Source organism: Tsukamurella ocularis (assembly GCF_965138335.1).
In the GTDB taxonomy this organism is placed as follows: Bacteria; Actinomycetota; Actinomycetes; order Mycobacteriales; family Mycobacteriaceae; genus Tsukamurella; species Tsukamurella ocularis_A.
The window spans coordinates 100,231-121,008 of sequence record NZ_CBCSDV010000012.1 but is presented as its reverse complement, the minus strand read 5'-3'; the positions used below and the strand labels follow the sequence as shown (position 1 = coordinate 121,008).

General features: G+C 72.1%; 19 protein-coding genes and 1 riboswitch. Of the genes, 12 read left to right on the top strand and 7 right to left on the bottom strand.

The window, feature by feature from the left end:
- Positions 1-2: 2 nt before the first annotated feature.
- The gene (locus ACNAYW_RS13010) at positions 3-911 is read right to left on the bottom strand and encodes an amidohydrolase family protein (protein WP_415850112.1); all 909 of its coding nucleotides are present in this window, start codon (positions 909-911) and stop codon (positions 3-5) included.
- A gap of 73 nt (positions 912-984) precedes the next feature.
- Here ACNAYW_RS13010 and ACNAYW_RS13005 point away from each other — a divergent pair, with 73 nt between their 5' ends.
- The 3 genes from ACNAYW_RS13005 to ACNAYW_RS12995 all read left to right on the top strand — a co-directional run bounded on the left by ACNAYW_RS13005 (position 985) and on the right by ACNAYW_RS12995 (position 5,271).
- Complete coding sequence (locus ACNAYW_RS13005) at positions 985-1,461, top strand: MarR family winged helix-turn-helix transcriptional regulator (protein ID WP_415850111.1); 477 nt, start codon at positions 985-987, stop codon at positions 1,459-1,461.
- 101 nt (positions 1,462-1,562) lie between these two features.
- Positions 1,563-4,850, top strand: a complete 3,288-nt coding sequence (locus ACNAYW_RS13000; protein ID WP_415850110.1) for an error-prone DNA polymerase — start codon at positions 1,563-1,565, stop codon at positions 4,848-4,850.
- Between the two features lie 19 nt (positions 4,851-4,869).
- Positions 4,870-5,271 (top strand): DUF4440 domain-containing protein, encoded by a 402-nt coding sequence (locus tag ACNAYW_RS12995; protein WP_415850126.1) that lies wholly within the window; start codon positions 4,870-4,872, stop codon positions 5,269-5,271.
- A gap of 53 nt (positions 5,272-5,324) precedes the next feature.
- On the opposite strand, the gene ACNAYW_RS12990 is transcribed toward ACNAYW_RS12995, so the two are convergent.
- Both ACNAYW_RS12990 and ACNAYW_RS12985 read right to left on the bottom strand, forming a co-directional pair.
- Positions 5,325-6,200 carry a patatin-like phospholipase family protein gene (locus ACNAYW_RS12990; RefSeq protein ID WP_415850109.1) on the bottom strand — a complete coding sequence of 292 codons (876 nt, stop codon included), beginning with the start codon at positions 6,198-6,200 and terminating at the stop codon, positions 5,325-5,327.
- Positions 6,197-6,799, bottom strand: a complete 603-nt coding sequence (locus ACNAYW_RS12985) for a CHAP domain-containing protein (protein ID WP_415850108.1) — start codon at positions 6,797-6,799, stop codon at positions 6,197-6,199. The genes ACNAYW_RS12990 and ACNAYW_RS12985 overlap by 4 nt, the downstream gene beginning before the upstream one ends.
- Before the next feature lie 41 nt (positions 6,800-6,840).
- Between ACNAYW_RS12985 and ACNAYW_RS12980 the strand changes: the two genes are divergently transcribed.
- Positions 6,841-7,074 (top strand): DUF167 domain-containing protein, encoded by a 234-nt coding sequence (locus ACNAYW_RS12980; RefSeq protein WP_415850107.1) that lies wholly within the window; start codon positions 6,841-6,843, stop codon positions 7,072-7,074.
- Positions 7,075-7,093: 19 nt separating this feature from the next.
- Here ACNAYW_RS12980 and ACNAYW_RS12975 read toward each other — a convergent pair whose 3' ends face one another.
- Positions 7,094-10,480, bottom strand: coding sequence for a pyruvate carboxylase (locus ACNAYW_RS12975; RefSeq protein ID WP_415850106.1), 3,387 nt, complete (start codon positions 10,478-10,480; stop codon positions 7,094-7,096).
- 248 nt (positions 10,481-10,728) lie between these two features.
- Here ACNAYW_RS12975 and ACNAYW_RS12970 point away from each other — a divergent pair, with 248 nt between their 5' ends.
- Positions 10,729-12,582, top strand: coding sequence for an alpha/beta hydrolase (locus ACNAYW_RS12970; RefSeq protein WP_415850105.1), 1,854 nt, complete (start codon positions 10,729-10,731; stop codon positions 12,580-12,582).
- 33 nt (positions 12,583-12,615) lie between these two features.
- Here ACNAYW_RS12970 and ACNAYW_RS12965 read toward each other — a convergent pair whose 3' ends face one another.
- Both ACNAYW_RS12965 and ACNAYW_RS12960 read right to left on the bottom strand, forming a co-directional pair.
- Positions 12,616-13,080: a tRNA (cytidine(34)-2'-O)-methyltransferase gene (locus tag ACNAYW_RS12965; RefSeq protein ID WP_415850104.1), complete on the bottom strand. Its 465-nt coding sequence runs from the start codon at positions 13,078-13,080 to the stop codon at positions 12,616-12,618.
- Between the two features lie 49 nt (positions 13,081-13,129).
- Positions 13,130-13,720, bottom strand: coding sequence for an HdeD family acid-resistance protein (locus ACNAYW_RS12960; RefSeq protein ID WP_415850103.1), 591 nt, complete (start codon positions 13,718-13,720; stop codon positions 13,130-13,132).
- An 85-nt stretch (positions 13,721-13,805) separates the two neighbouring features.
- Here ACNAYW_RS12960 and ACNAYW_RS12955 point away from each other — a divergent pair, with 85 nt between their 5' ends.
- The 3 genes from ACNAYW_RS12955 (at position 13,806) to ACNAYW_RS12945 (ending at position 16,494) form a co-directional block, all read left to right on the top strand.
- Complete coding sequence (locus ACNAYW_RS12955) at positions 13,806-14,675, top strand: bifunctional methylenetetrahydrofolate dehydrogenase/methenyltetrahydrofolate cyclohydrolase (protein ID WP_415850102.1); 870 nt, start codon at positions 13,806-13,808, stop codon at positions 14,673-14,675.
- Positions 14,672-14,983 carry a DUF3017 domain-containing protein gene (locus ACNAYW_RS12950; protein ID WP_415850101.1) on the top strand — a complete coding sequence of 104 codons (312 nt, stop codon included), beginning with the start codon at positions 14,672-14,674 and terminating at the stop codon, positions 14,981-14,983. Before ACNAYW_RS12955 ends, ACNAYW_RS12950 begins: the two co-directional genes overlap by 4 nt.
- A gap of 110 nt (positions 14,984-15,093) precedes the next feature.
- Positions 15,094-16,494 (top strand): hypothetical protein, encoded by a 1,401-nt coding sequence (locus tag ACNAYW_RS12945; RefSeq protein WP_415850100.1) that lies wholly within the window; start codon positions 15,094-15,096, stop codon positions 16,492-16,494.
- A gap of 21 nt (positions 16,495-16,515) precedes the next feature.
- Here the strand turns inward: ACNAYW_RS12945 and metX are convergent, their stop codons facing one another.
- Positions 16,516-17,658, bottom strand: coding sequence for a homoserine O-acetyltransferase MetX (metX, locus tag ACNAYW_RS12940; protein WP_415850125.1), 1,143 nt, complete (start codon positions 17,656-17,658; stop codon positions 16,516-16,518).
- A gap of 13 nt (positions 17,659-17,671) precedes the next feature.
- A riboswitch (SAM riboswitch) is annotated at positions 17,672-17,789 on the bottom strand.
- A gap of 131 nt (positions 17,790-17,920) precedes the next feature.
- Here metX and ACNAYW_RS12935 point away from each other — a divergent pair.
- Genes ACNAYW_RS12935 through ACNAYW_RS12920 form a run of 4 tightly spaced genes read left to right on the top strand, consistent with a single transcriptional unit; the run spans position 17,921 to position 20,776 of the window.
- A complete protein-coding gene (locus ACNAYW_RS12935; RefSeq protein WP_415850099.1) occupies positions 17,921-19,066 on the top strand; it encodes an MFS transporter in 1,146 nt (381 codons plus the stop codon).
- Positions 19,067-19,077: 11 nt separating this feature from the next.
- On the top strand, positions 19,078-19,521 hold the full coding sequence (locus ACNAYW_RS12930; protein ID WP_415850098.1) for a guanyl-specific ribonuclease: 444 nt from the start codon (positions 19,078-19,080) through the stop codon (positions 19,519-19,521).
- Complete coding sequence (locus ACNAYW_RS12925; protein WP_415850097.1) at positions 19,518-19,949, top strand: barstar family protein; 432 nt, start codon at positions 19,518-19,520, stop codon at positions 19,947-19,949. The genes ACNAYW_RS12930 and ACNAYW_RS12925 overlap by 4 nt, the downstream gene beginning before the upstream one ends.
- The gene (locus ACNAYW_RS12920) at positions 19,946-20,776 is read left to right on the top strand and encodes an exodeoxyribonuclease III (RefSeq protein WP_415850096.1); all 831 of its coding nucleotides are present in this window, start codon (positions 19,946-19,948) and stop codon (positions 20,774-20,776) included. Before ACNAYW_RS12925 ends, ACNAYW_RS12920 begins: the two co-directional genes overlap by 4 nt.
- Positions 20,777-20,778: the final 2 nt, after the last annotated feature.

Sequence of the window (20,778 nt, the reverse complement as noted above, 5' to 3'; positions counted from 1 at the left end):
GCTCAGGCGCCCGCGCGCTCCAGCAGGGCGCGACCGTTGTGCCACAGCACCTTGCGCATCCACTCGTCGCCGAGGCCGAGCCGCGCGAGCCCGAACAGCTGGTGCGCGTACTCGTAGGGGATGTTGGGGAAGTCGCTGCCCAGCACCACCTTGTCGGCGAGCGCGCCGAGCCGCTCGACGTAGCCGGGCGGCATCGGCGCGGTGCGTTCGGTGAAGTCGGTCGCCGCCATGGTGGTGTCGAGGTACACGTTCGGGAAGCGCTCGGCGAGGTCGGCGAACCGGTCGTACTCCGGCATGCCGAGGTGCGCGATGACCAGCGTCAGCTCGGGGTGTCGGCGCAGCACCTCGGCGACGCGGTCGGGCCCCGTATACGGACCCTCGACGGGGCCGGAGCCCGCATGGATCACCACGGGGATCCGCGCGGCCGAGAGCACCTCCCAGGCGGGATCCAGCAGCGGATCGTCAGGCGCGAAGACACCCACCTGGACGTGCATCTTGAACAGGCGCGCACCGTCGGCGACGGCCTGCGCGACGTACTCGCCCACACCGGGCTCGGGGTAGAGCGTGGCGCAGTGGATGCCGTCGGGCACGCGGCGCGCGAACTCGGCGCACCACTCGTTGAGCCACACCGCCATGCCGGGCTTGTGCGGGTAGGTGAGCGCGGGGATCGCCGTCACGCCCATGCCGCGGATCAGCTCCAGCCGGGTGTCCTCGTCGAAGCGGTACCGGATCGGCCATTCGCGGCCGTACTCGGTGCTCGCGCGGTCGAAGAAGTCCCACACCTTGAGCAGCATCGGCTGGGGCAGGAAGTGCACATGGATGTCGGCGAGGCCGGGGATGCCGAGCGCCTCGAGGTAGGCCGGGATCTCGGCGTCGGAGGTCGGTCCCGTCGTCGTGCTCGGACTGCTCATACCGGTCAATGTACCCACTTCGGTGAGGCGCCGTTCACCGAAATGCGGAGCCGGTAAACTGGATCCCCACGTGATGTTCGGGGGTGTGATGGTGGACTCGGGAAGCACCCGGTGGTTGTCCGACGAGGAGATGGCGGCGTGGCTGCCCCTCATCCACGTGGCGATGCGACTACCCGCCAAGCTGGACACGCAGCTGCGGAACGACGCCGGGATCACCCACTACGAGTTCATGGTGCTCGCGCAGCTCTCGCAGGCGCCCGATCGCACGCTCGGCCTGTCGGCCCTCGCCGAGGCCGCCAACTCCTCGCCCTCACGCCTGTCGCACGTGCTACGCAAGCTCGGTGAGCGCGGTTGGCTGGTGCGCCGCGCGGAGGGGCGCTCCGCCTACGCCGAACTCACCGACGAGGGCTTCGCGGCGCTCGACGGTGCCGCCCGCGGCCACGTCGAGGAGGTGCGCCGCCTGGTGTTCGACCATCTTTCCGCGCGCGACGTCACCGCGTTGCGGGTCGCGCTCTCCAAGGTCACCCCCGGCCTCGCCGGCGAGGTCTGACGCGCGGCTCGGGCCACCGCGGCGGATTCGTTCCGGACGTCTCGCTCCATGCACGTTCGATGGCGATGGAGCAATCGAACATATGGGCGTAGAATCGGGGCGTGGGATGGAGTAACGGACCGAGCTGGTCGGAGATGGAGCGGGTGCTCTCCGGGCGGGCCCCGGTGCGCCGGGCGGAGGAGCCGCCGGGCGACGGCGGCGATTCCCCGGCCTGGTCCCGCAAGCGCGAGCCCTACGTCCCGCCGGCGGACGGCGGTCCCGGAGCCTCCCGCGTGCCGTACGCGGAGCTGCACGCGCACACCGCGTTCAGCTTCCTCGACGGCGCCGCGCTGCCGGAGGAGATGGTCGAGCAGGCCCATGCGCTCGGCCTGAAGGCCCTGGCGGTCACCGACCACAACGGCTTCTACGGGGTGGTCCGGTTCGCCGAGGCGGCGCTGGAGCTGGGTGTCCCCACGGTCTTCGGGGCGGAGCTGTCCCTGGAGCACGACGCCGAGCGCACCGGCGCCGAGGACCCGTCGGGCGAGCACCTGCTCGTGCTCGCCCGCGGCCAGGAGGGCTACCGCCGCCTCTCGCGGGCCATGGCGGAGGCGCACATGGAGGCGGGGGAGAAGGGGCTGCTGCGCTTCCACCCGGACCGCCTCGCCGAATGGGCGGGCGGCCACTGGCACATCCTCACCGGCTGCCGTAAGGGCGCGGTCCGGCGCGGCCTCGCCGCCCGGGGGCCCGACGGTGCCGCCGCCGCCCTCGCGCAGCTCGTCGACCGGTTCGGCGAGGGCCGCGTCAGCATGGAGCTGACCGTCCACGGCGTGCCCGAGGACGACGAGCGCAACCACCTCCTGGCCGGCGTGGCCGCCCGGATGGGGGTGGGCACCGTCGCCACCACGGGTGCGCACTTCGCCCGGCCCGGGCAGCGGCGCCTGGCGTCGACGCTCGCGGCGATCCGTGCCCGCCGCAGCCTCGACGAACTGGACGGTTGGCTCCCCGCCGCGGGCGGCGCGCACCTGCGCTCCGGCGACGAGATGGCGCTCCTGCTCCCCGAGCACCCCGGTGCCATCGCCGCCGCGGCCGAGCTCGGTGCCGAGTGCGCCTTCAGCCTCAAGCTGATCGCGCCGAACCTGCCGCCCTTCGACGTCCCGTCGGGCCACACCGAGGCCACCTGGCTGCGCGAGCTGACCCGGCGCGGCGCGCTCGAGCGCTACGGGCCGCCGGAGCGGAATCCGCAGGCGTACCGGCAGATCGAGCACGAGCTGAACGTCATCGAGACGCTCACCTTCCCCGGCTACTTCCTCATCGTGCACAGCATCGTGACCTTCTGCCGCGAGAACGACATCCTGTGCCAGGGGCGCGGCAGCGCCGCCAACTCCGCCGTCTGCTTCGCGCTCGGGATCACCGCGGTGGACCCGGTGCGCAACCAGCTGCTGTTCGAGCGCTTCCTCGCCCCCGAGCGCGACGGTCCGCCCGATATCGACGTCGACATCGAATCCGACCGTCGCGAGGAGGCGATCCAGTTCGTCTACCGGAAGTACGGCCGCGAGTACGCCGCGCAGGTCGCGAACGTCATCACCTACCGCGGTCGATCCGCGGTGCGCGACACCGCCCGTGCGCTCGGCTACTCGCAGGGGCAGCAGGACGCCTGGAGCAAACAGATCTCCAGCTGGGGATGGCGGAACGACCCGGTGCCCGAGGGGATCCCGGAACGGGTGGTCGAGTTGGCCGCGCAGATCGCCGACCTGCCGCGGCACCTGGGCATCCACTCCGGCGGCATGGTGATCTGCGACCGCCCGATCGCGGACGTCTGCCCCACGGAGTGGGCCCGCATGGAGGACCGCAGCGTGCTGCAGTGGGACAAGGACGACTGCGCGGCCGCGGGGCTGGTGAAGTTCGACCTGCTGGGCCTCGGCATGCTCAGCGCGCTGCACTACGCGAAGGACCTCCTCGCCGAGCACAAGGGCATCGATGTGGACTTCGCGCAGCTCGATCTCACCGACGAACGCGTCTACGAGATGCTCTGCCGTGCCGACTCGGTGGGCGTCTTCCAGGTGGAGTCCCGCGCCCAGATGGCCACGTTGCCGCGCCTGAAACCGCGGAACTTCTACGACCTGGTCGTCGAGGTGGCACTCATCCGCCCCGGCCCCATCCAGGGCGGCTCCGTGCACCCGTACATCCGTCGTCGGAACGGGCTCGAGGAGCCCACCGTCGAGCACCCGTCGATGGCGAAGGCGCTCGATCGCACCCTGGGCGTGCCGCTCTTCCAGGAGCAGCTCATGCAGCTCGCGACCGACGTGGCCGGCTTCTCCCCGTCGGAGGCCGACCAGCTGCGCCGCGCCATGGGATCGAAGCGCTCCACCGAGAAGATGGAACAGCTGCGGCAGCGCTTCTACGACGGTGCGCGGCACCGGCACGGCATCGAGGGCGAGGTGGCCGACCGGATCTTCGAGAAGCTCGCCGCGTTCGCCAACTTCGGTTTCCCCGAGAGTCATTCGCAGTCGTTCGCGTCGCTGGTCTTCTACTCCTCGTGGTTCAAGCTCTACCACCCGGCGGCCTTCTGCGCGGCGCTGCTGCGGGCCCAGCCCATGGGCTTTTACTCGCCGCAGTCGCTCGTCGCCGACGCGCGGCGGCACGGCGTCACCGTGCACGGGCCGTGCGTGAACCGCAGCCTCCCCTGGGCGGACCTGGAGAACGCCGGCACGGAGGTGCGGCTCGGGCTGGCCGCGATCCGCACCATCGGTGACGACCTCGCCGAGCGCATCGTCGGCGAGCGGGACGCGCACGGCGCCTACACGGGGCTCACCGATCTCACGGGCCGCGTCGAGCTCACGGTCGCGCAGTCGGAGGCGCTCGCCACCTCCGGCGCGCTGGACTGCTTCGGCCGGGACCGTCGGCAGGCGCTGTGGGAGGCCGGCGCCGCCGCGCGGGAGCGCCCGGACAGGCTGCCGGGCACGGCCACCGCGGGCGCGCCGCCCGCCCTGCCGGGCATGAGCGAGACGGAACTCGCGGCCGCGGACGTGTGGGCCACGTCGGTCACCGTCGGCAAGTACCCCACGGAGTTCCTCCGGCCCGCCCTCGACCGGCTCGGCGTCGTGCCCGCCGACCGCCTGCTCGGATTGCCCGACGGGGACCGCGTGCTGGTCGGCGGGGCCGTCACGCATCGGCAGCGGCCGGCGACTGCGGGCGGCGTCACCTTCATCAACCTCGAGGACGAGACCGGAATGGTGAACGTGGTGTGCAGTCAAGGACTGTGGGCGCGCTACCGGCGGCTGGCGCAGTCGGCGCCCGCGCTACTGGTCCGGGGGAAGCTGCAGAACGCGGAGGGTGCGGTCACCGTCGTCGCCGACCGGCTGCAGCGCATGGACCTGTCGGTGCCCTCCCGATCCCGTGATTGGCAGTGAGGGTAGCCTTAGGCAAGTGATGGAGGAGGCCGACGAACCGGACCGGACCACCGCGCCCGAGCTGCGCGAGGTGCTCGAGGACCTCCGCCGCCGCGAGCCCGTCTTCCACGGCTCTTCCTGGGATTCGCTCGCCGCGTTCGACGACGCGGTCGCGGCCGACTTCTGGGAGGTCGGGGCCTCGGGGCGCCGGTACAGCCGCGCCCACGTCCGCGCGGTGATGGAGCAGCGGCTGACCTCGCCACCGGACGAATCCGACTGGGAGACCAGTGAGTTCCAGGTCCGGGCGACGGGCGCCTCCGTCTACCTGCTCACCTACACGCTGACGCAGGGCGAGCGCATCACTCGTCGGCTCACCGTGTGGCGTCGCCGGGAGAACCGCTGGGCCGTGCTGTTCCACCAGGGCACGGTCGCCGAGACCTGACCCGCTCCGCCCGCCGTGGATTCACGGCGTCGGCGAGCGCTACCCGGCGAGCGTCAGCCGGCGAGCGCGCGGTGCGCCGCGTCCCGGCCGATCTCGACGGCGCGGGAGATCAGCGGACCGTCGTTCGAGAGCCGGCCGACGGCGGGGCTCCCGGGCGGGACCCACACCTGCAGCACCTCGGCGTGGCCCGGCACCACGGGCTCCGGTGCGGGCGCGGCCCGGCGGGCGGTGAAGTAGGCGTCCAGGACCCACTGCTCGGCGCGCGAGGACCGGGGTGCCGCGTCCGCCTCGACGGTGCGCAGCACCAGCAGGTGCGTGGCGCCCTGTTCGATCGGGGTGGCGAGTGGCACCTTCTCGGCGAGGCCGCCGTCGAGGAACTCCCGGCCCGCGAGCCGTACGGGCGGACCGGCGAGCAGGGGCAGGGCGGTGGTCGCGCGCAGCGCGGTGCGCAGGGTCGCGGCGTCGGTGACGTGCGGCGCGAGGTCGGCGACGCGGCGCGTGTGCGCGTCGACCGCCAAGGGGTGCAGCGTGATCGGGCTGGCGAGGATGGCGGCGAAGTTCATCGGCGTGACGTCGGAGTAGACCCGCTCCACGAGATGTCGCGTATCGACGACCACGCCGCCGCGCAGCACCCGGCGCGGGTGCACCACCCGTTCGGCGAGGACATCGTCCCAGCCCCACGACGGCAACCACCGGCGGCCCTCGCCGGAGACGAGCCACGCCGCGTTGAGTCCGCCGCCGGAGGTGCCGTAGACCGCGTCCACCGCGGGGAGGAGGCCGAGCTCGTCGACGGCCATCGCCATGCCCGCGGAGTAGGCCGAGCGCGAGCCGCCGCCCTCGATGCACACGGCGATCCGCAGCCCGTCGGAGCGATTCCCGGGCAGGCTGCCCGAGGCGATCCGGGCGCGCAGCGCGTCGAGCACCGTCATCGCGCGGGTACCCCGTAGCCGGCCAGCCCGAACGTGTCGGTGAGACGATACGACCACGCGCTGATGCCGCCCGCCTGGTTGCCGCCGACGGTGGTGACCGTCTCGCCCGACACCGCGACCACGAAGTTGGTGTGCTGGCGCATCGTCGGGTGCTCCGGCGTGTAGAGCACCACGTCGCCGGGTTGCGGGCGGTACGCCGTGGCGGACTCGAACCTCCCGGCCTTCTGGAAGTACTCGGTGAGGGTGTACACGCCGGGGATGCGCCACGTTCCGGAGTTCGGGTTGTGCAGCGGGAGGCCGGAATCACGGAGCACCGTCGAGACGAAATCGGCGCACCAGGGCTCCTCGACGCCCTCGGAGTAGTACGTGCCGGGGCGGTTCGCGTCGAACTCGCGGCGCACGTCCTCGAGGATCCGCACGCGGGCGGGATCGAGCCCGGTCGTATCGACCGCCGGGTAGACGCGCGGCCTCAGCTCCGCGGGCAGGTGCCGGAACAGCGGCGTTTCGTACGCGGCCGACAGCCACACCACACCGCCCGCGAGCACCACGATCGCGGCGATCGCCGCGGCGACGATGAGTCCCACCTTCCTCAACCCCATGAATCCACTGTACTCAGTAGTGAACCTGCGATCATGGAGCGATGAGCCCGCGCACCGTGACCTGCACGATCAAGCCGGGGAGTCGCAAGGGCCCCGCGGTGGAGGTCGACGGTGCCGGCGCGCTCACTCTCTTCGTGCGCGAGCCGGCCACCGAGGGGAAGGCGAACAAGGCGGCGGTCGCGCTGCTCGCCGCCCACCTCGGTGTGCCGAAGTCCCGGGTGCGGCTGGTCGCGGGGCAGACCAGCCGCCTCAAGCGGTTCTCCGTCGACGACTGAGCCCGGCGCGACCGCGGCGTCAGCCCTCGATGACCGCGACGAGGTCGCCGCCGTCGACCTGGGTGGCCCCGGCGAGGGCGACCCGGGTGACGGTGCCGGCGACGGGGGCGGTGATGGCGGCCTCCATCTTCATGGCCTCGATGGTGGCGATCTGGTCGCCGACCTCGACGGTGGATCCGGCGTGCACCGTGGGCGTGACGACGCCCGCGAAGGGGGCGGCGACGTGTCCCGGGTTCGTCCGGTCGGCGCGCTCGGCGGCGGGCACCTCGGCCTGCACGGCGCGGTCCCGCACGGAGACGGTGCGCAGTTGGCCGTTGAGGGTGCAGACCAGCGTGCGGTTGCCGTGCTCGTCGGGTTCGCCGACGCCTTCGAGCTTGATCAGCAGCTCGACGCCGGTGGCCAGCTGCACGCGGTGCTCCTCGCCCTGCCGCAGGCCGTAGAGGAACTGGTTCGTCGAGAGCTTGGAGACGTCGCCGAATTCGGCCAGGTGATCGGTGAACTCACGCATCGGGCCGGGGAACAGCAGGCGGCTCAGTGCCGCGCGGCGCTGCTCGGACGTGCCCGCGAGTTCGGCGGCCTCGTCGGCGGGGACGTCGCTCATCGGCGCGGCCTCCGCGCGGCCCTCCAGCGCGCGGGTGCGCAGCGGCTCGGGCCAGCCGCCGGGCGGGGTGCCGAGCTCGCCGCGGAGGAAGCCGATCACCGAGTCGGGGATGTCGTAGCGGCCGGGATCGGCGGCGAAGTCGTCGGGGGAGACGCCGGTGCCGACGAGGGCCAGGGCGAGGTCACCCACGACCTTCGACGACGGGGTGACCTTCACCAGGCGGCCGAGCATGCGATCGGCTGCGGCGTAGGCGTTCTCGATGTCCTCGAAGCGCTCCGCCAGGCCCAGTGCGCCGGCCTGCTGGCGCAGGTTCGACAGCTGCCCGCCGGGGATCTCGTGGTGGTAGACGCGTCCCGTCGGGGCCTTGAGGCCGGATTCGAAGGGCGCGTACGCGCCGCGCACCGCCTCCCAGTAGGGCTCGAGCGAGCAGACGGCGTCGAGGTCGATCCCGGTGTCGCGGTCGGTGTGCGCGGTGGCGGCGACGATCGACGACAGCGAGGGCTGGCTGGTGGTGCCGGACAGCGGGGCGGCGGCACCGTCGACGGCGTCGGCGCCCGCGGTCCAGGCGGCGAGGTAGGTGGCGAGCTGACCGCCGGGGGTGTCGTGGGTGTGCACGTGCACCGGGAGGTCGAACTCCTTGCGCAGCGCGGTCACCAGGGTGGCCGCGGCGGCGGGCCGCAACAGCCCGGCCATGTCCTTGATCGCCAGGATGTGTGCGCCCGCCTTGACGATCCGCTCGGCGACGCCGAGGTAGTAGTCGAGGGTGTACAGGCTCTCGTCGGGGTTCGCGAGGTCGCCGGTGTAGGAGAGCGCGCCCTCCGCGACCGCCGTGTTCGTGGCGAGCACGGCCTCGATCGCGGGCCGCATCTGCTCGACGTCGTTGAGCGCGTCGAAGATCCGGAAGATCCCCACGCCGGTGGCGGCCGCCTCGGCGACGAAGGAGTCCGTGACCTGTTGCGGGTACGGGGTGTACCCCACGGTGTTCCGGCCGCGCAGCAGCATCTGCAGGCAGATGTTGGGCATCGCCGCGTGCAGCGTGGCGAGCCGCTCCCACGGATCCTCGTGCAGGAACCGCAGCGCCACGTCGTAGGTCGCGCCGCCCCACGCCTCCACCGACAGCAACTGCGGTGTCAGGCGGGCCTCGTACGGCGCGATGGTGGCGAGCGCGGAGGTGCGCACGCGGGTCGCCAGGAGCGACTGGTGCGCATCGCGGAAGGTGGTGTCGGTGACCGCGAGCGCGGTCTGCGCGCGCAGATCCGCGGCGAAGCCGGCCGGGCCCAGGCGCTCGAGGCGCTGCTGCGAGCCCTCCGGGGCGGGGGTGTTCAGGTCGACCGTCGGCAGTTTGTCGTTCGCGTACACCTTGGTCGGCCGGGTGCCGTGCGGCTTGTTCACGGTGACGTCCGCCAGGTAGCGCAGGATCTTCGACGCCGTGTCCTGCGAGCCGCGCGCCGTGAGCAACTCCGGACGCTGCTCGATGAAGGACGTCGTCACCTCCCCCGCCACGAACGCCGGATCGGACAGGACCGCCTGCAGGTACGGGATGTTGGTGGCGACACCGCGGATGCGGAACTCCGCCAGGGCGCGCCGGGCCCGGACGATCGCCGTCTCCCGGTCGCGCCCCCGGGTGGTCAGCTTGACCAGCATCGAATCGAAGTGCGGGCTGATCTCCGCGCCCACCGAGGTACCGCCGTCCAGGCGGATGCCCGCACCGCCGGGGGTGCGGTACGCCGACACCCGGCCGGTGTCGGGACGGAAGCCGTCCGTCGGGTCCTCGGTGGTGATGCGGCACTGCAGCGCCGCTCCGTTGAGCCGGATCGCGTCCTGGGTCAGCCCCAGCTCGGGCAGCGTGGAGCCCGACGCGACCTTGAGCTGCGCGGCGACCAGGTCCACATCGGTGACCTCCTCGGTCACCGTGTGCTCCACCTGGATCCGCGGGTTCATCTCGATGAAGACGTGGCGCCCCTCGGGATTCACCAGGAACTCGACGGTGCCCGCGCAGCTGTAACCGATCGCCGTGGCGAACTTCACGGCATCGGCGCACAGGCGCTCACGCAGCTCCGCCGAGATGTTCGGCGCGGGCGCCATCTCGATGACCTTCTGGTGCCGCCGCTGCAGCGAGCAGTCCCGCTCGAACAGATGGATCACGTTGCCCGCGCCGTCCGCCAGGATCTGCACCTCGATGTGCCGCGGGTCGATCACCGCCTCCTCCAGGAACACCGTCGGATCACCGAACGCCGATTCGGCCTCCCGCGAAGCGATCTCGATCGCATCCCGCAGATCGGCGATCTCGGCGACGCGCCGCATACCGCGGCCGCCGCCGCCCGCGACGGCCTTGACGAAGACGGGGAAGTGCATGTCCTGCGCCGCGGCGAGCAACTCGTCGACGTCCGACGACGGCGCCGTCGACGTCAGGACCGGCAGGCCGGCCTCCCTGGCCGCAGCGATCGCCCGCGCCTTGTTGCCCGTCAGCTCGAGCACCTCCGTCGGCGGCCCGACGAAGGTGATACCGCGTTCCGCGCACGCCGCCGCCAGATCCGGGTTCTCCGAGAGGAATCCGTAGCCCGGATAGACCGCGTCCGCCCCGGCCTTCACCGCGATCCGGATGATCTCGTCCACGCTCAGGTACGCGCGGACCGGATGCCCCTCCACCCCGATCTGATACGCCTCGTCCGCCTTCTGGCGGTGCGGGGAGTTCCGATCCTCGTACGGGTACACGGCCACCGTCCGCGCGCCGCTCTCGACGGCCGCGCGGAATCCGCGGATCGCGATCTCGCCGCGGTTCGCCACCAGGACTGTATTGAACATGTTGTGCTACCACCGGTCTTCGTGGGACTGACGACGTACTCTTCCGACGGCCGGCGACTGTGTGCCCCGCCGTCGCCCTCGATGATATGGACCGCGCCGCCGGCGCCGTAGGTGATCGCGGGAACGGGGTGGTCGGGGCGTTCGCCGCACCACCGACCACGCGCCGGGCTGCGAGCCCGCCGTCTTTGCGGGCGCATCCGGCGCGGAAGGGGCATGATGACGCGCATCACTCATATCCAGGAGGTCGGATGAACGACGAGCTCGAGCCCGCGGCCGCCGAGACCGATGCGACAGCCGGGACCGGCACGAACGCCGAGACCGGTACGAAGGCGGCCGAGGTCGATGCGAGGGCCGACGATCCGGCGCAGCGCGGGGAGGCGGCGGGCGGACCCGGCGACCGCGAGCCCGGCGCGCCCGCACTCCTCGACCGGGCCCGCGAGTGGTGGTCGCACCGCTACACCTTCACCGGCACCGCCGTCGGACTGGTCTTCCTCTGGCTCTCCCTGACCCCGTCGCTGCTGCCGCGCGGGCCGCTGTTCCAGAGCCTGGTCAGCGGTGGTTCCGGCGCGCTCGGCTACATGTTCGGGGTCTTCGGCGTATGGCTCGTCCGGTTCATGCGCTCCCAGGACTCGACCCCGCCCGCGCCCCGCAAGGCGTGGTGGTGGTTGCTGGGCATCGGCGTCGTCGGCACGACCGGCATGGTGCTGTTCTTCGACGCCTGGCAGACCCGGCTGCGCGACCTGATGGACGTCGAGTACCTGCGCTTCGTCGACTACCTGGAGATCGGCGTGCTGTCGATCGTGCTCCTCTACGTCTTCGTCGAGGTCGGCAAGGGCGTGCGCACGCTGGTGCGGTGGATCGCCGGCAAGCTCGGCAGTTACTGCCCGCCCCGGGTCGCGGCGGTCGTCGCGGTCGGCCTCGTCCTCTTCCTGTCGGTCGGCATCATCAACGGCGTCGTCGTGCGCGGCGCGATGGACGCGATGAACACCGCGTTCTCCAAGGTCAACCGGGAGGGCGGCAACGACCGCCCCGCGCCCACGAGCGCCTTCCGCTCGGGTGGCCCGGGATCGATCGTCGAGTGGTCCTCGCTGGGCAAGCAGGGGCGCGTCTTCGTCTCCAACGCGCAGACCGTCGAGCATCTCACCGCCTTCAACGGCGCCCCCGCGATGGAGCCGATCCGCACCTATGCGGGCCTCGGCTCCGTCGACTCCGACGATCCCAACCGGTACAAGGCCATCGCGGAGAAGACCGCGCAGGAGTTGGAGCGCACCGGTGGCCTGCGCCGCAAGGTGGTCGCCGTCGCGATGACCACCGGCACCGGCTGGGTGAACGAGGCCGAGGCGGGCGCTCTCGAGTACATGTACAACGGCGACACGGCGATCGTCAGCATGCAGTACTCGTACCTGCCGAGCTGGCTGTCCTTCCTCGTCGACAAGCAGAACGCGCTCGACGCGGGCCAGGCCCTCTTCGAGGCCGTCGACAAGCGGGTCAAGGCACTCCCCGAGGGGCAGCGACCCAAGCTCGTGGTCTTCGGCGAGAGCCTCGGCTCCTTCGGAGGCGAGGCCCCGTTCCTCTCGCTCAACAACCTGCTCGCCCGCACCGACGGTGCGCTCTTCTCCGGGCCGACGTTCAACAACGAGATGTGGGTGCGACTGACGCAGCAGCGCGACGCCGGCTCGCCGGAGTGGCTCCCCGTCTACCAGGACGGCGCAGCAGTCCGGTTCGCCGCCCGCGCGGAGGACCTCGGGAAGCCGTCCGGCCCGTGGAACGGCCCCCGCGTGGTGTACCTCCAGCACGCCTCGGATCCGATCGGGCGGTGGACCCCCGACCTCGCCCTCAGCAAGCCCGACTGGCTGCGCGAGGAGCGCGGGATCGACGTGCTGTCCTCGGTGTCCTGGGTGCCGATCGTGACCTTCCTCCAGGTCTCGGCCGATATGGCGGTGGCGGTGAACGTCCCGGACGGCCACGGGCACAGCTACGTCAAGGCCGCGGCGGACTCCTGGGCCGCGATCCTGGAGCCGCCCGGCTGGACGCCGGAGAAGACCGCGAAGCTCCGGCCGATCCTCAACAGCCAGACCGGTTACAACCCGCCGACCGGCTAGCCCCGTGGGGCGGCGCCGGACGGTCCGGCGCCGTCAGACGGCCCCGTCGAAGCCGTTCTGCCGCCACGCCTCGTAGGCGACGATCGCGGCGCTGTTGGCCAGGTTGAGGGAGCGGCGGCCGGCGAGCATGGGGATGCGCAGCGCCTCGGTGATGCGCGGGTCCGCGAGGACCTCGGGCGGGAGCCCCGTGGGCTCGGGGCCGAAGAGGAGGACGTCGCCGGGGGAGTAGGCGACCTCGTGATGGTGGCGGGTCGCGTGTGCCGTGTAGGCGTAGACGGTGCGCGGCTCCAGCGCCGCCCACGCGGCGTCCAGGTCGGCGTGCACGCTGACGTGCGCGAGGTCGTGGTAGTCCAGGCCGGCGCGGCGGAGCTTGGGCTCGGACAGATCGAATCCCAGCGGCTCGACCAGGTGCAGCTCGCATCCGGTGACGGCGGCGATACGGATCGCGTTGCCCGTGTTGGGGGCGATCCGGGGCTCGAAGAACAGAATGCGGAACACGGGTGACGATCCTGTCACCCGTGTCCCGCACTCGGGGGAGGAGGGGCGGTCAGCCGACCAGGTCGGTGACGCGCTGCTGCACCTGCTTGGCGGTGCTCCGCAGCTGGAAGGCCGAGATGACCTGCACGATGCCGATGGCGACGGCCCAGATGCCGGCCACCAGCACGAGCACCTCGACCGAGAACGGGTACGCGATGAGCACCGCGCCGCCGGCCAGGCTGATCAGGCCGAGGAGCACGACCCACACGCGGTTCGGGAGCTGCTTGTCGGAGATGCCGATGACGATCGACGTGACGCCCGAGAAGATCCAGCTGACGCCGATCCAGATACCGAGGATCGCCACCGAATTGACGACGTCGTCACGGAAGCAGGAGACGCCGAGGACGAGGGCGAGCGCGCCGCTGATCACGGTCAGCACGCGGTGCTGCGTCTCGCCGAGCAGGCCGGCGATCACCTGGAAGGCGCCGGTCAGGAGGAGGAAGATGCCGAACAGGATGCCGACGACCAGCGTGGTGGGGCCGGGCCACACCGCGATGATGACGCCGAGCACGATGGAGAGGACGCCGAGGGCCAGGATGGCCTGCCACGTCGATTTGACGCCCTGCTGGATGTCCTGCTGGAGGGGACTCTGATGTGTCATGGGATCAGTATCTGTTGGATCGCGAAAGAAGGCGACTCGAAACGGTGGAATCGGCGCGCTGACCGCAGGACGATAGGATCGCACCGTGACGGCGCTCGTACTGGACGGTAAGAAGACCCGCGACGAACTCTTCGAGAGCTTCCGTGCGCGCGTGACCGCGCTGCGGGCCCGCGGGGTCGTGCCCGGGCTCGGCACCGTGCTCGTCGGGGACGACCCGGGCTCGCACTCGTACGTCAAGGGCAAGCACGCCGACTGCGCGAAGGTCGGCATCGAGTCGATCCGCCGCGATCTGCCGGCGCAGATCACGCAGGCCGATCTCGAGGCCGTGATCGACGAGCTCAACGCGGACCCCGCCTGCACCGGCTACATCGTGCAGCTACCGCTCCCGAAGCACATCGACGAGAACGCGATCCTCGAGCGGATCGACCCGGCGAAGGACGCCGACGGCCTGCACCCGACCAACCTGGGCCGGCTCGTGCTCGGCGCCGCCGGGCCGCTCCCGTGCACGCCGCACGGCATCGTCCACCTGCTGCGCCGCTACGAGGTCCCGCTCGACGGGGCGCACGTGGTGGTCGTCGGGCGCGGCGTCACGGTCGGCCGCCCGATCGGCCTGCTCCTCACGCGCCGCTCCGAGAACGCCACGGTCACCCTGTGCCACACCGGTACCCGCGACCTGGCCGCGGAGGTGCGGCGCGCCGACATCGTGATCGCCGCCGCGGGCGTTCCCGGTCTCATCACCGCCGACATGGTCAAGCCCGGCGCCGCCGTGCTCGACGTCGGCGTGAGCCGCACCGCCGATGGCCTGCGCGGCGACGTGGACCCCGGCGTCGCCGAGGTCGCCGGGCATCTCTCCCCGAACCCCGGCGGCGTCGGACCCCTGACCCGGGCCTTCCTCCTGGGGAACGTGATCGACGCCGCGGAGCGCGACCTCGCGCGTTCGGACGGGGCCGAGTGACCGAACCCGCGGTCGAGCAGTACCGGCGCGCCAGGATGGTGCGCGCGGTGATCGCGAACGCGGGATACGTGGCCGTCGTCGGGGTGCTCACCACCGGCATGGTGCTGGTGGGGCTGGAGTACTGGCGCCGCGGCCTGTTCGTCTTCGGCGCGGGAACGGGCCTGGGGGCTCTCCTGCGCGCCTTCCTGCCAGAACGGCGGCAAGGCCTGCTGCGCGTGCGCAGCCGGTGGTTCGACGTCACGGTGCTGGCGCTGGCCGCCGCCGCGATCCTCTTCGTCTCGTGGGGGATCAGCTCGCTCGACACCTAGCGCAACCCGCATACTTGAAATGTTAAATTTCTATTCCTGTATGTAACGTTTCGGCATCGGGTACGATGTGGTGAGATAACGGCTCGGCACGAGACCCGATCGGAGGTGCCATGAGGATCTCGTCCTTCGGCGCATCCGTGGGCTCGGGGCCCGTGCACTGCGTGCTCCTCGACATCGAGGACGGCCACGTCGTCGATCGTCAGGCCCGCACCATCGATCCCGGCCCGTACCGGCTGGGGCGCCGCGGCAACCTGCTCTCCTCAGGCTTCGACCTGCTGGCGAGCCACGCGGAGCGCGATGTCGACGCCTCCGGGGTGGCCGTGCGCTCGCGGCGCGACCTCCTCTCCGTCCGCCTGGGCGCGCGCGGCGGGGTCCGCGCCGCCGGCATCGTCCGCGATGCGGACGCGGTCCTGCGCGGCCTCGGTGAGCGCGGCTCCATCGCGCGGTACGACACCGCCCTCGTCGCCGATCTCGGCGTGGACGGCACGCGCCTGTACACCGTCCGGGACGGCGCGGTCACCGCGGAGCGTCGCACCCGCGCCGTCGTCGTCGACGGTGACCGGGCCGCCCCGGCCGATCACGTGGCCGCGCTGGTGCGCTCGGCCGTCGCCGGTTCGCCCGCCGCGCCGCAGGCGCTGGCCGTCATCGGTACCGGCGCGCTGAACGCCGGTGTGCGCGAGGCGGTCTCCGCTATTGCGCGGGATGCCGGAATCGAGCCCGTCCTGGTCGAGGAGCCCGAGACCATCACGGCGTCCGGCGCCGCGCTCATCGCGGCCGATCGCCGGGTCGCGGGGACCGCGCCGTCGTCGTTGGTCGACAGCGGCATCGGCGTCCTGGGCGGGCACAGCGTCCGGCTCACCGCGGCGATCCTGCCGCTCCTCGTGGTCGCCGCGCTCACCGGCGCGGTGCTGGCGACGGGGTACGCGACCGGCATCATCGGCCCGGCCGCGCGCAGCACGGAGGAGGTGGTTCCGACGTCGTCCGACTCGGTGACCTCCGAGGATGCGACATCGACCACCCGGGAGCGGATCTCGACGGTGACGTCGACGCTCCCGCCGGAGAAGCCGATCGTGCCGACGACGGTGGCGCCCGAGCCGGGGGGCGGGGACGTCGTCACGCCGACGATGACGACCTTCGCGCCGCCGCCGCCGGTGGCGCCCACGACGACCCGGCCCCCGGTCACCCCGACGCCGACCGTCCCGCCGACGTCGGCGACCGGCACGTTGCCCACCACGATCCTCCCGACCATCCCGACGGGTACTCCGTCCGGGACCACGGTTCCGGGAACCCCGACCGACGGCACGTCCCCCGGCACCCCGGAATCGCCTCGGCCCACGCCGGGGAACGGCCTCGTCGCTCCCGGAACCGGGAGCGCGCAGGGTGCAACCGGTTCGAGCTCGACCCCGGTGAACACCGGAGCGGTGCAATCGGATCCGACGTCGACGGAGGTGGTTCCGGGCGAGCCGACGGCCGACCCCGCGGCGCCGACGGTGACCGAACCGGCGCCCTGACGGGCGCGGCGGCGAGGACGGTCAGCGGCGCGCGAACTCGAGCGTGCGCCGGAGCAGGGCGTCGACGGCGTCCATCTCGGTGAGGAAGCCGTCGTGCCCGTCGCGCGAGTGCACGATCACCGGATCTCCGCTGCCGGGCAGTAGGGCCGCGAGCTCGCGCTGCAGGCGCAGCGGGTAGAGGCGGTCGGAATCGATGCCGCCCACCACGATCGGGACCCGGCAGCTGCGCAGGGCGGCTTCGACCCCGCCGCGGCCGCGGCCCACGTCGTGATGATTGAGGACGTCGGTGAGCACCACGTAGCTGCCGGCGTCGAACCGGTTCACCAGCTTGTCCGCCTGGTGGTCGAGGTACGAGGTCACGGCGTACCGACCGCCCGCGCGCGGATCCTCCTCGCCCTGCGGCCGGTTCTCGAACCTGCTGTCCAACTCGATCTCGGTGCGATAGGTCAGGTGCGCGATCCGGCGGGCGACGCCCAGCCCCGCATCCGGGTGGACTCCGCTGTCGTGGTAATCGCCGCCCTGCCAGTGCGGATCCGCCTTGATCGCGGCGATCTGCGTTGTCTGCGTACCGATCTGGTCGGCGGTGGCTCGGGCGCCGACGGCGAGGACCAGCGCCGAACGAAGGAAGTCGCCGTACATCAGGGCCCACTCGAGCGCCCGTGCGCCGCCCATGGATCCGCCGACGACCGATGCGATGTCGTGCACGTCGAGGGCCCGCAGCAGGGCGGCCTCGGCCTCCACCTGGTCGCGGACGGTGATCACCGGGAACCGGGAGCCGTAGGGCCGGCCGTCCGGCGCGATCGACGCGGGCCCCGTCGAGCCCGAGCAGCCGCCCAGGACGTTCGCGGAGACGACGCACCACTCGTCGGTGTCGACCGCGGCGCCGGGGCCGATCAGCCCGTCCCACCAGCCCGCGGAGCGGTGCTCGGCGTCCGCCGGGCCGGTGACGTGCGAATCGCCGGTCAGCGCGTGGAGTGTCACCACGACGTTGTCGCGAGCCGCGTTGGGGGTGCCCCAACGCTGGAAGGTCATCGTCACGTCGTCGAGGATCTCGCCGGACTCGAGGACCAGGGGGCCGAGCGGAACCGCCTGCAGCGCACCGTCGGGAACCCGGGCCCAGTCATCGGCCGGACTGTCGACGGGCCGGCCCGTGCGGGTGCTGATGGTCACCGAACCCTCCTCGCGCTTGCCACCCGACGGGGACCGCCGGGAAACCGGGTCATCACCCGGGGCACCCCACCGCGGCGGAGGGTTGCCGGCCAGCAAGCCGGGGCTGCGCGCTGACACTCATGACCTCTACCAGCAGCATAACGGACCGCACCGGCCGTGAACGAGGTCACAGGTGCGGGCGGGAAGCGCGGATGAGGGCGTGGTGTTACACCGTTACGTGGAATCTTCTGCCCGGACAAGACTCGCGATCGGCGCCATGGCGCTCGGTGGCTTCGGCATCGGCACCACCGAATTCGCCGCGATGGGGTTGCTGCCCGACATCGCCGCCGATCTCGAGGTCACCGAGCCCGTGGCGGGCCACGTGATCTCGGCGTACGCACTGGGCGTCGTGGTCGGGGCGCCGCTCATCGCCGCGGCCTTCGCGCGAGTGCCCCGCCGGGCCCTGCTGATCGCGTTGATGATCGCCTTCACCGTCGGCAACGCCCTGTCGGTCTTCGCACCGACCTACGGCACCCTGATGGCGGCGCGCTTCATCGCCGGACTGCCGCACGGCGCCTTCTTCGGCGTCGCCGCCCTGGTCGCGGCTCATCTCGCCGGCCCGGCGGAGCGGGGCCGAGCGGTGGGGCAGGTGCTGATGGGGCTCTCGGTCGCGAACGTGATCGGTGTGCCGCTGGTGACCTGGCTCGGGACCGCCGTGAGCTGGCGCTCCGCGATGGGCGTGGTCGTGGTGATCGGCGCCGTCACGGTCGCGGCGCTGCTGGCCTTCCTCCCGGCGGTGCAGATCCCCGTGACGAACCCGCTCACCGAGCTGGGTGCGCTGGCCCGCCCGCAGGTGTGGTTCGCGCTGCTCACCGGCGTCGTGGGCTTCGGCGGCATGTTCGCGGTCTACACGTACATCTCCACCACGCTGACCTCGGTGTCGGGCCTGAGCGCGGCGTCGGTGCCTGCCGTGCTCGCCGCGTACGGCGTGGGAATGGTGATCGGCAACGCGGTGGGCGGGCGGGCGGCCGACGGCTCGGTGACCCGCTCGATCGCGGTGGCGCTCGCGGCGCTGGTCGTGCTGCAGGCGCTGTTCTCGGTGTTCGCGCCCCAGCCCTTCGCCGCGGTCACGCTCTTCTTCCTCATCGGCCTCACCGCCTCGGCGCTCGTGCCCGCGCTGCAGACCCGCCTGATGGACGTCGCGGGCGAGGCCCAGACCCTGGCCGCCACGCTCAACCACTCCGCGCTCAACATCGCCAACGCGCTCGGCGCACTGCTCGGCGGTGCCGTCATCAGTGCGGGCGGCGGGTACACCGCGCCCGCGCTGGCGGGCAGCGCGCTGGCGCTGGCCGGCCTGGTCGTCTTCGGCGTCGGCATGCTGCTCGCCCGGCGGACTTCCGAACCTGTCGGTGCTCCTCGGTAGGGTCTTGGGCTATGCGAAGGATTCTCGCCCTGTGCGCGATCGCGCTGCTCACCGTCTTCGGGCTCGTGGCGTGCGGCTCGTCGACCGCCGGCCCCACGGCCACACCGAAGCCCGCCGCGCCCTCCGCGGCCGCCGGGACCTCCGTCGCCGGAACGCCGGGGGCCGTGCGGTCGTCGAACGCACCGGAGCGCGTCCTCGCGACACTCGCCCGGATCGATGCGGGTACCTGGCCCCCGAAGGACGGCTCCGGCACGCAGGGCGGCCGCAACTTCGGGAACTTCGAGCGGCGCCTGCCCGCGACCGATAAGCAGGGCAAGCGCGCGAAGTACACGGAGTGGGACGTCAACGTGAAGAAGTCCGGCCGCGGCCGCGACGCCGAGCGCATCATCACCGGGGCCGACGGCGGCGCCTGGTACACCCTGGACCACTACGAGACCTTCACGAGGATCCGATGAGCACCCTCCCGCAGTTCCTCACCTCCGGCACCGGCGCCGCGCTGACCGGTACCGACCTGGACGCCCTCAAGCGCCGGGAGCGGCCGCGCGTCATCGTGGCCCGCGGTAGCCGGATGCGCACCAAGTCCGCGCTGCTCGACGAGGTCTCGGCCGCGCTGCAGTTCCCGCTCGACTTCGGTGCCAATTGGGACGCCCTCGCCGACAGCCTGGGCGATCTCGACCAGTTCGGCGGCCCCGCCCTCGTGGTGCTGGGCATCGCCCAGGCCGAGCAGGTGCTCGCCGACGAACCGGACTCCCTCGCGACCTTCGTCGCAGTGCTCGCCGACCGCGCGGTGCAGGTGCTCCTGTCCGTGTCCGACGATGCCGACGTGGCCCCGGTGCGCTCCGCCTGGGCCGCGGCCGGCCTGACCGTGGAGGCGCTCGCGTGATCATCACGTCGATCAACGTCAACGGCATCCGCGCCGCGGTGAAGCAGCGCTCGGAGGAGAACCTCGGCATGCTGCCCTGGCTCCGCGCGACGAAGGCGGAGGTGGTGCTCCTGCAGGAGGTGCGCGCCACCCACAAGCAGACGGTCACGGCGCTCGCGCCCGCCCTCGAGGAGGGATGGCACCTGGCGGCCGCCGAGTCCTCGACCGCGGGCCGCAACGGCGTCGCCGTGCTCTCGCGGCGCGAGGCGGACGCGGTGCGCGTCGGCTTCGGCAGCGAGGAGTTCGACCACACCGGCCGCTACCTCGAGGCCGATTTCGACGGGCTCACCGTGGGCTCGCTGTACCTCCCGTCGGGCGACGTGGGCACGGAGCGGCAGGACGAGAAGGACCGCTTCCGCGCCGAGTTCGGCGCCCACCTGGCGAAGCTGGGCCGGCGGCGGCGCGAGGTGCTGGTGTGCGGCGACTGGAACATCGGTCACACCGAGCTGGACATCAAGAACTGGAAGGGCAACGTCAAGAACTCGGGCTTCCTGCCCGAGGAGCGGGCCTGGATGAGCGAGTACATCGGCGAGGGGCGCGCCTTCAAGGACGTCGTGCGCGAGCTGCACCCGGGCGAGCCCGGCCCTTACGCATGGTGGTCCTGGCGCGGCAAGGCCTTCGACAACGACTCCGGCTGGCGCATCGACCTGCAGATCGCCAACAATGCGCTGGCGAAGCGGGCGGTGTCCGCGCGGGTCGAGCGCGCCGAGGCCTACAACCTGCGCTGGTCGGACCACGCCCCCGTCACCGTCGAGTACGCGGACGCGGTTCGCGGATCGGCAGGCTGATC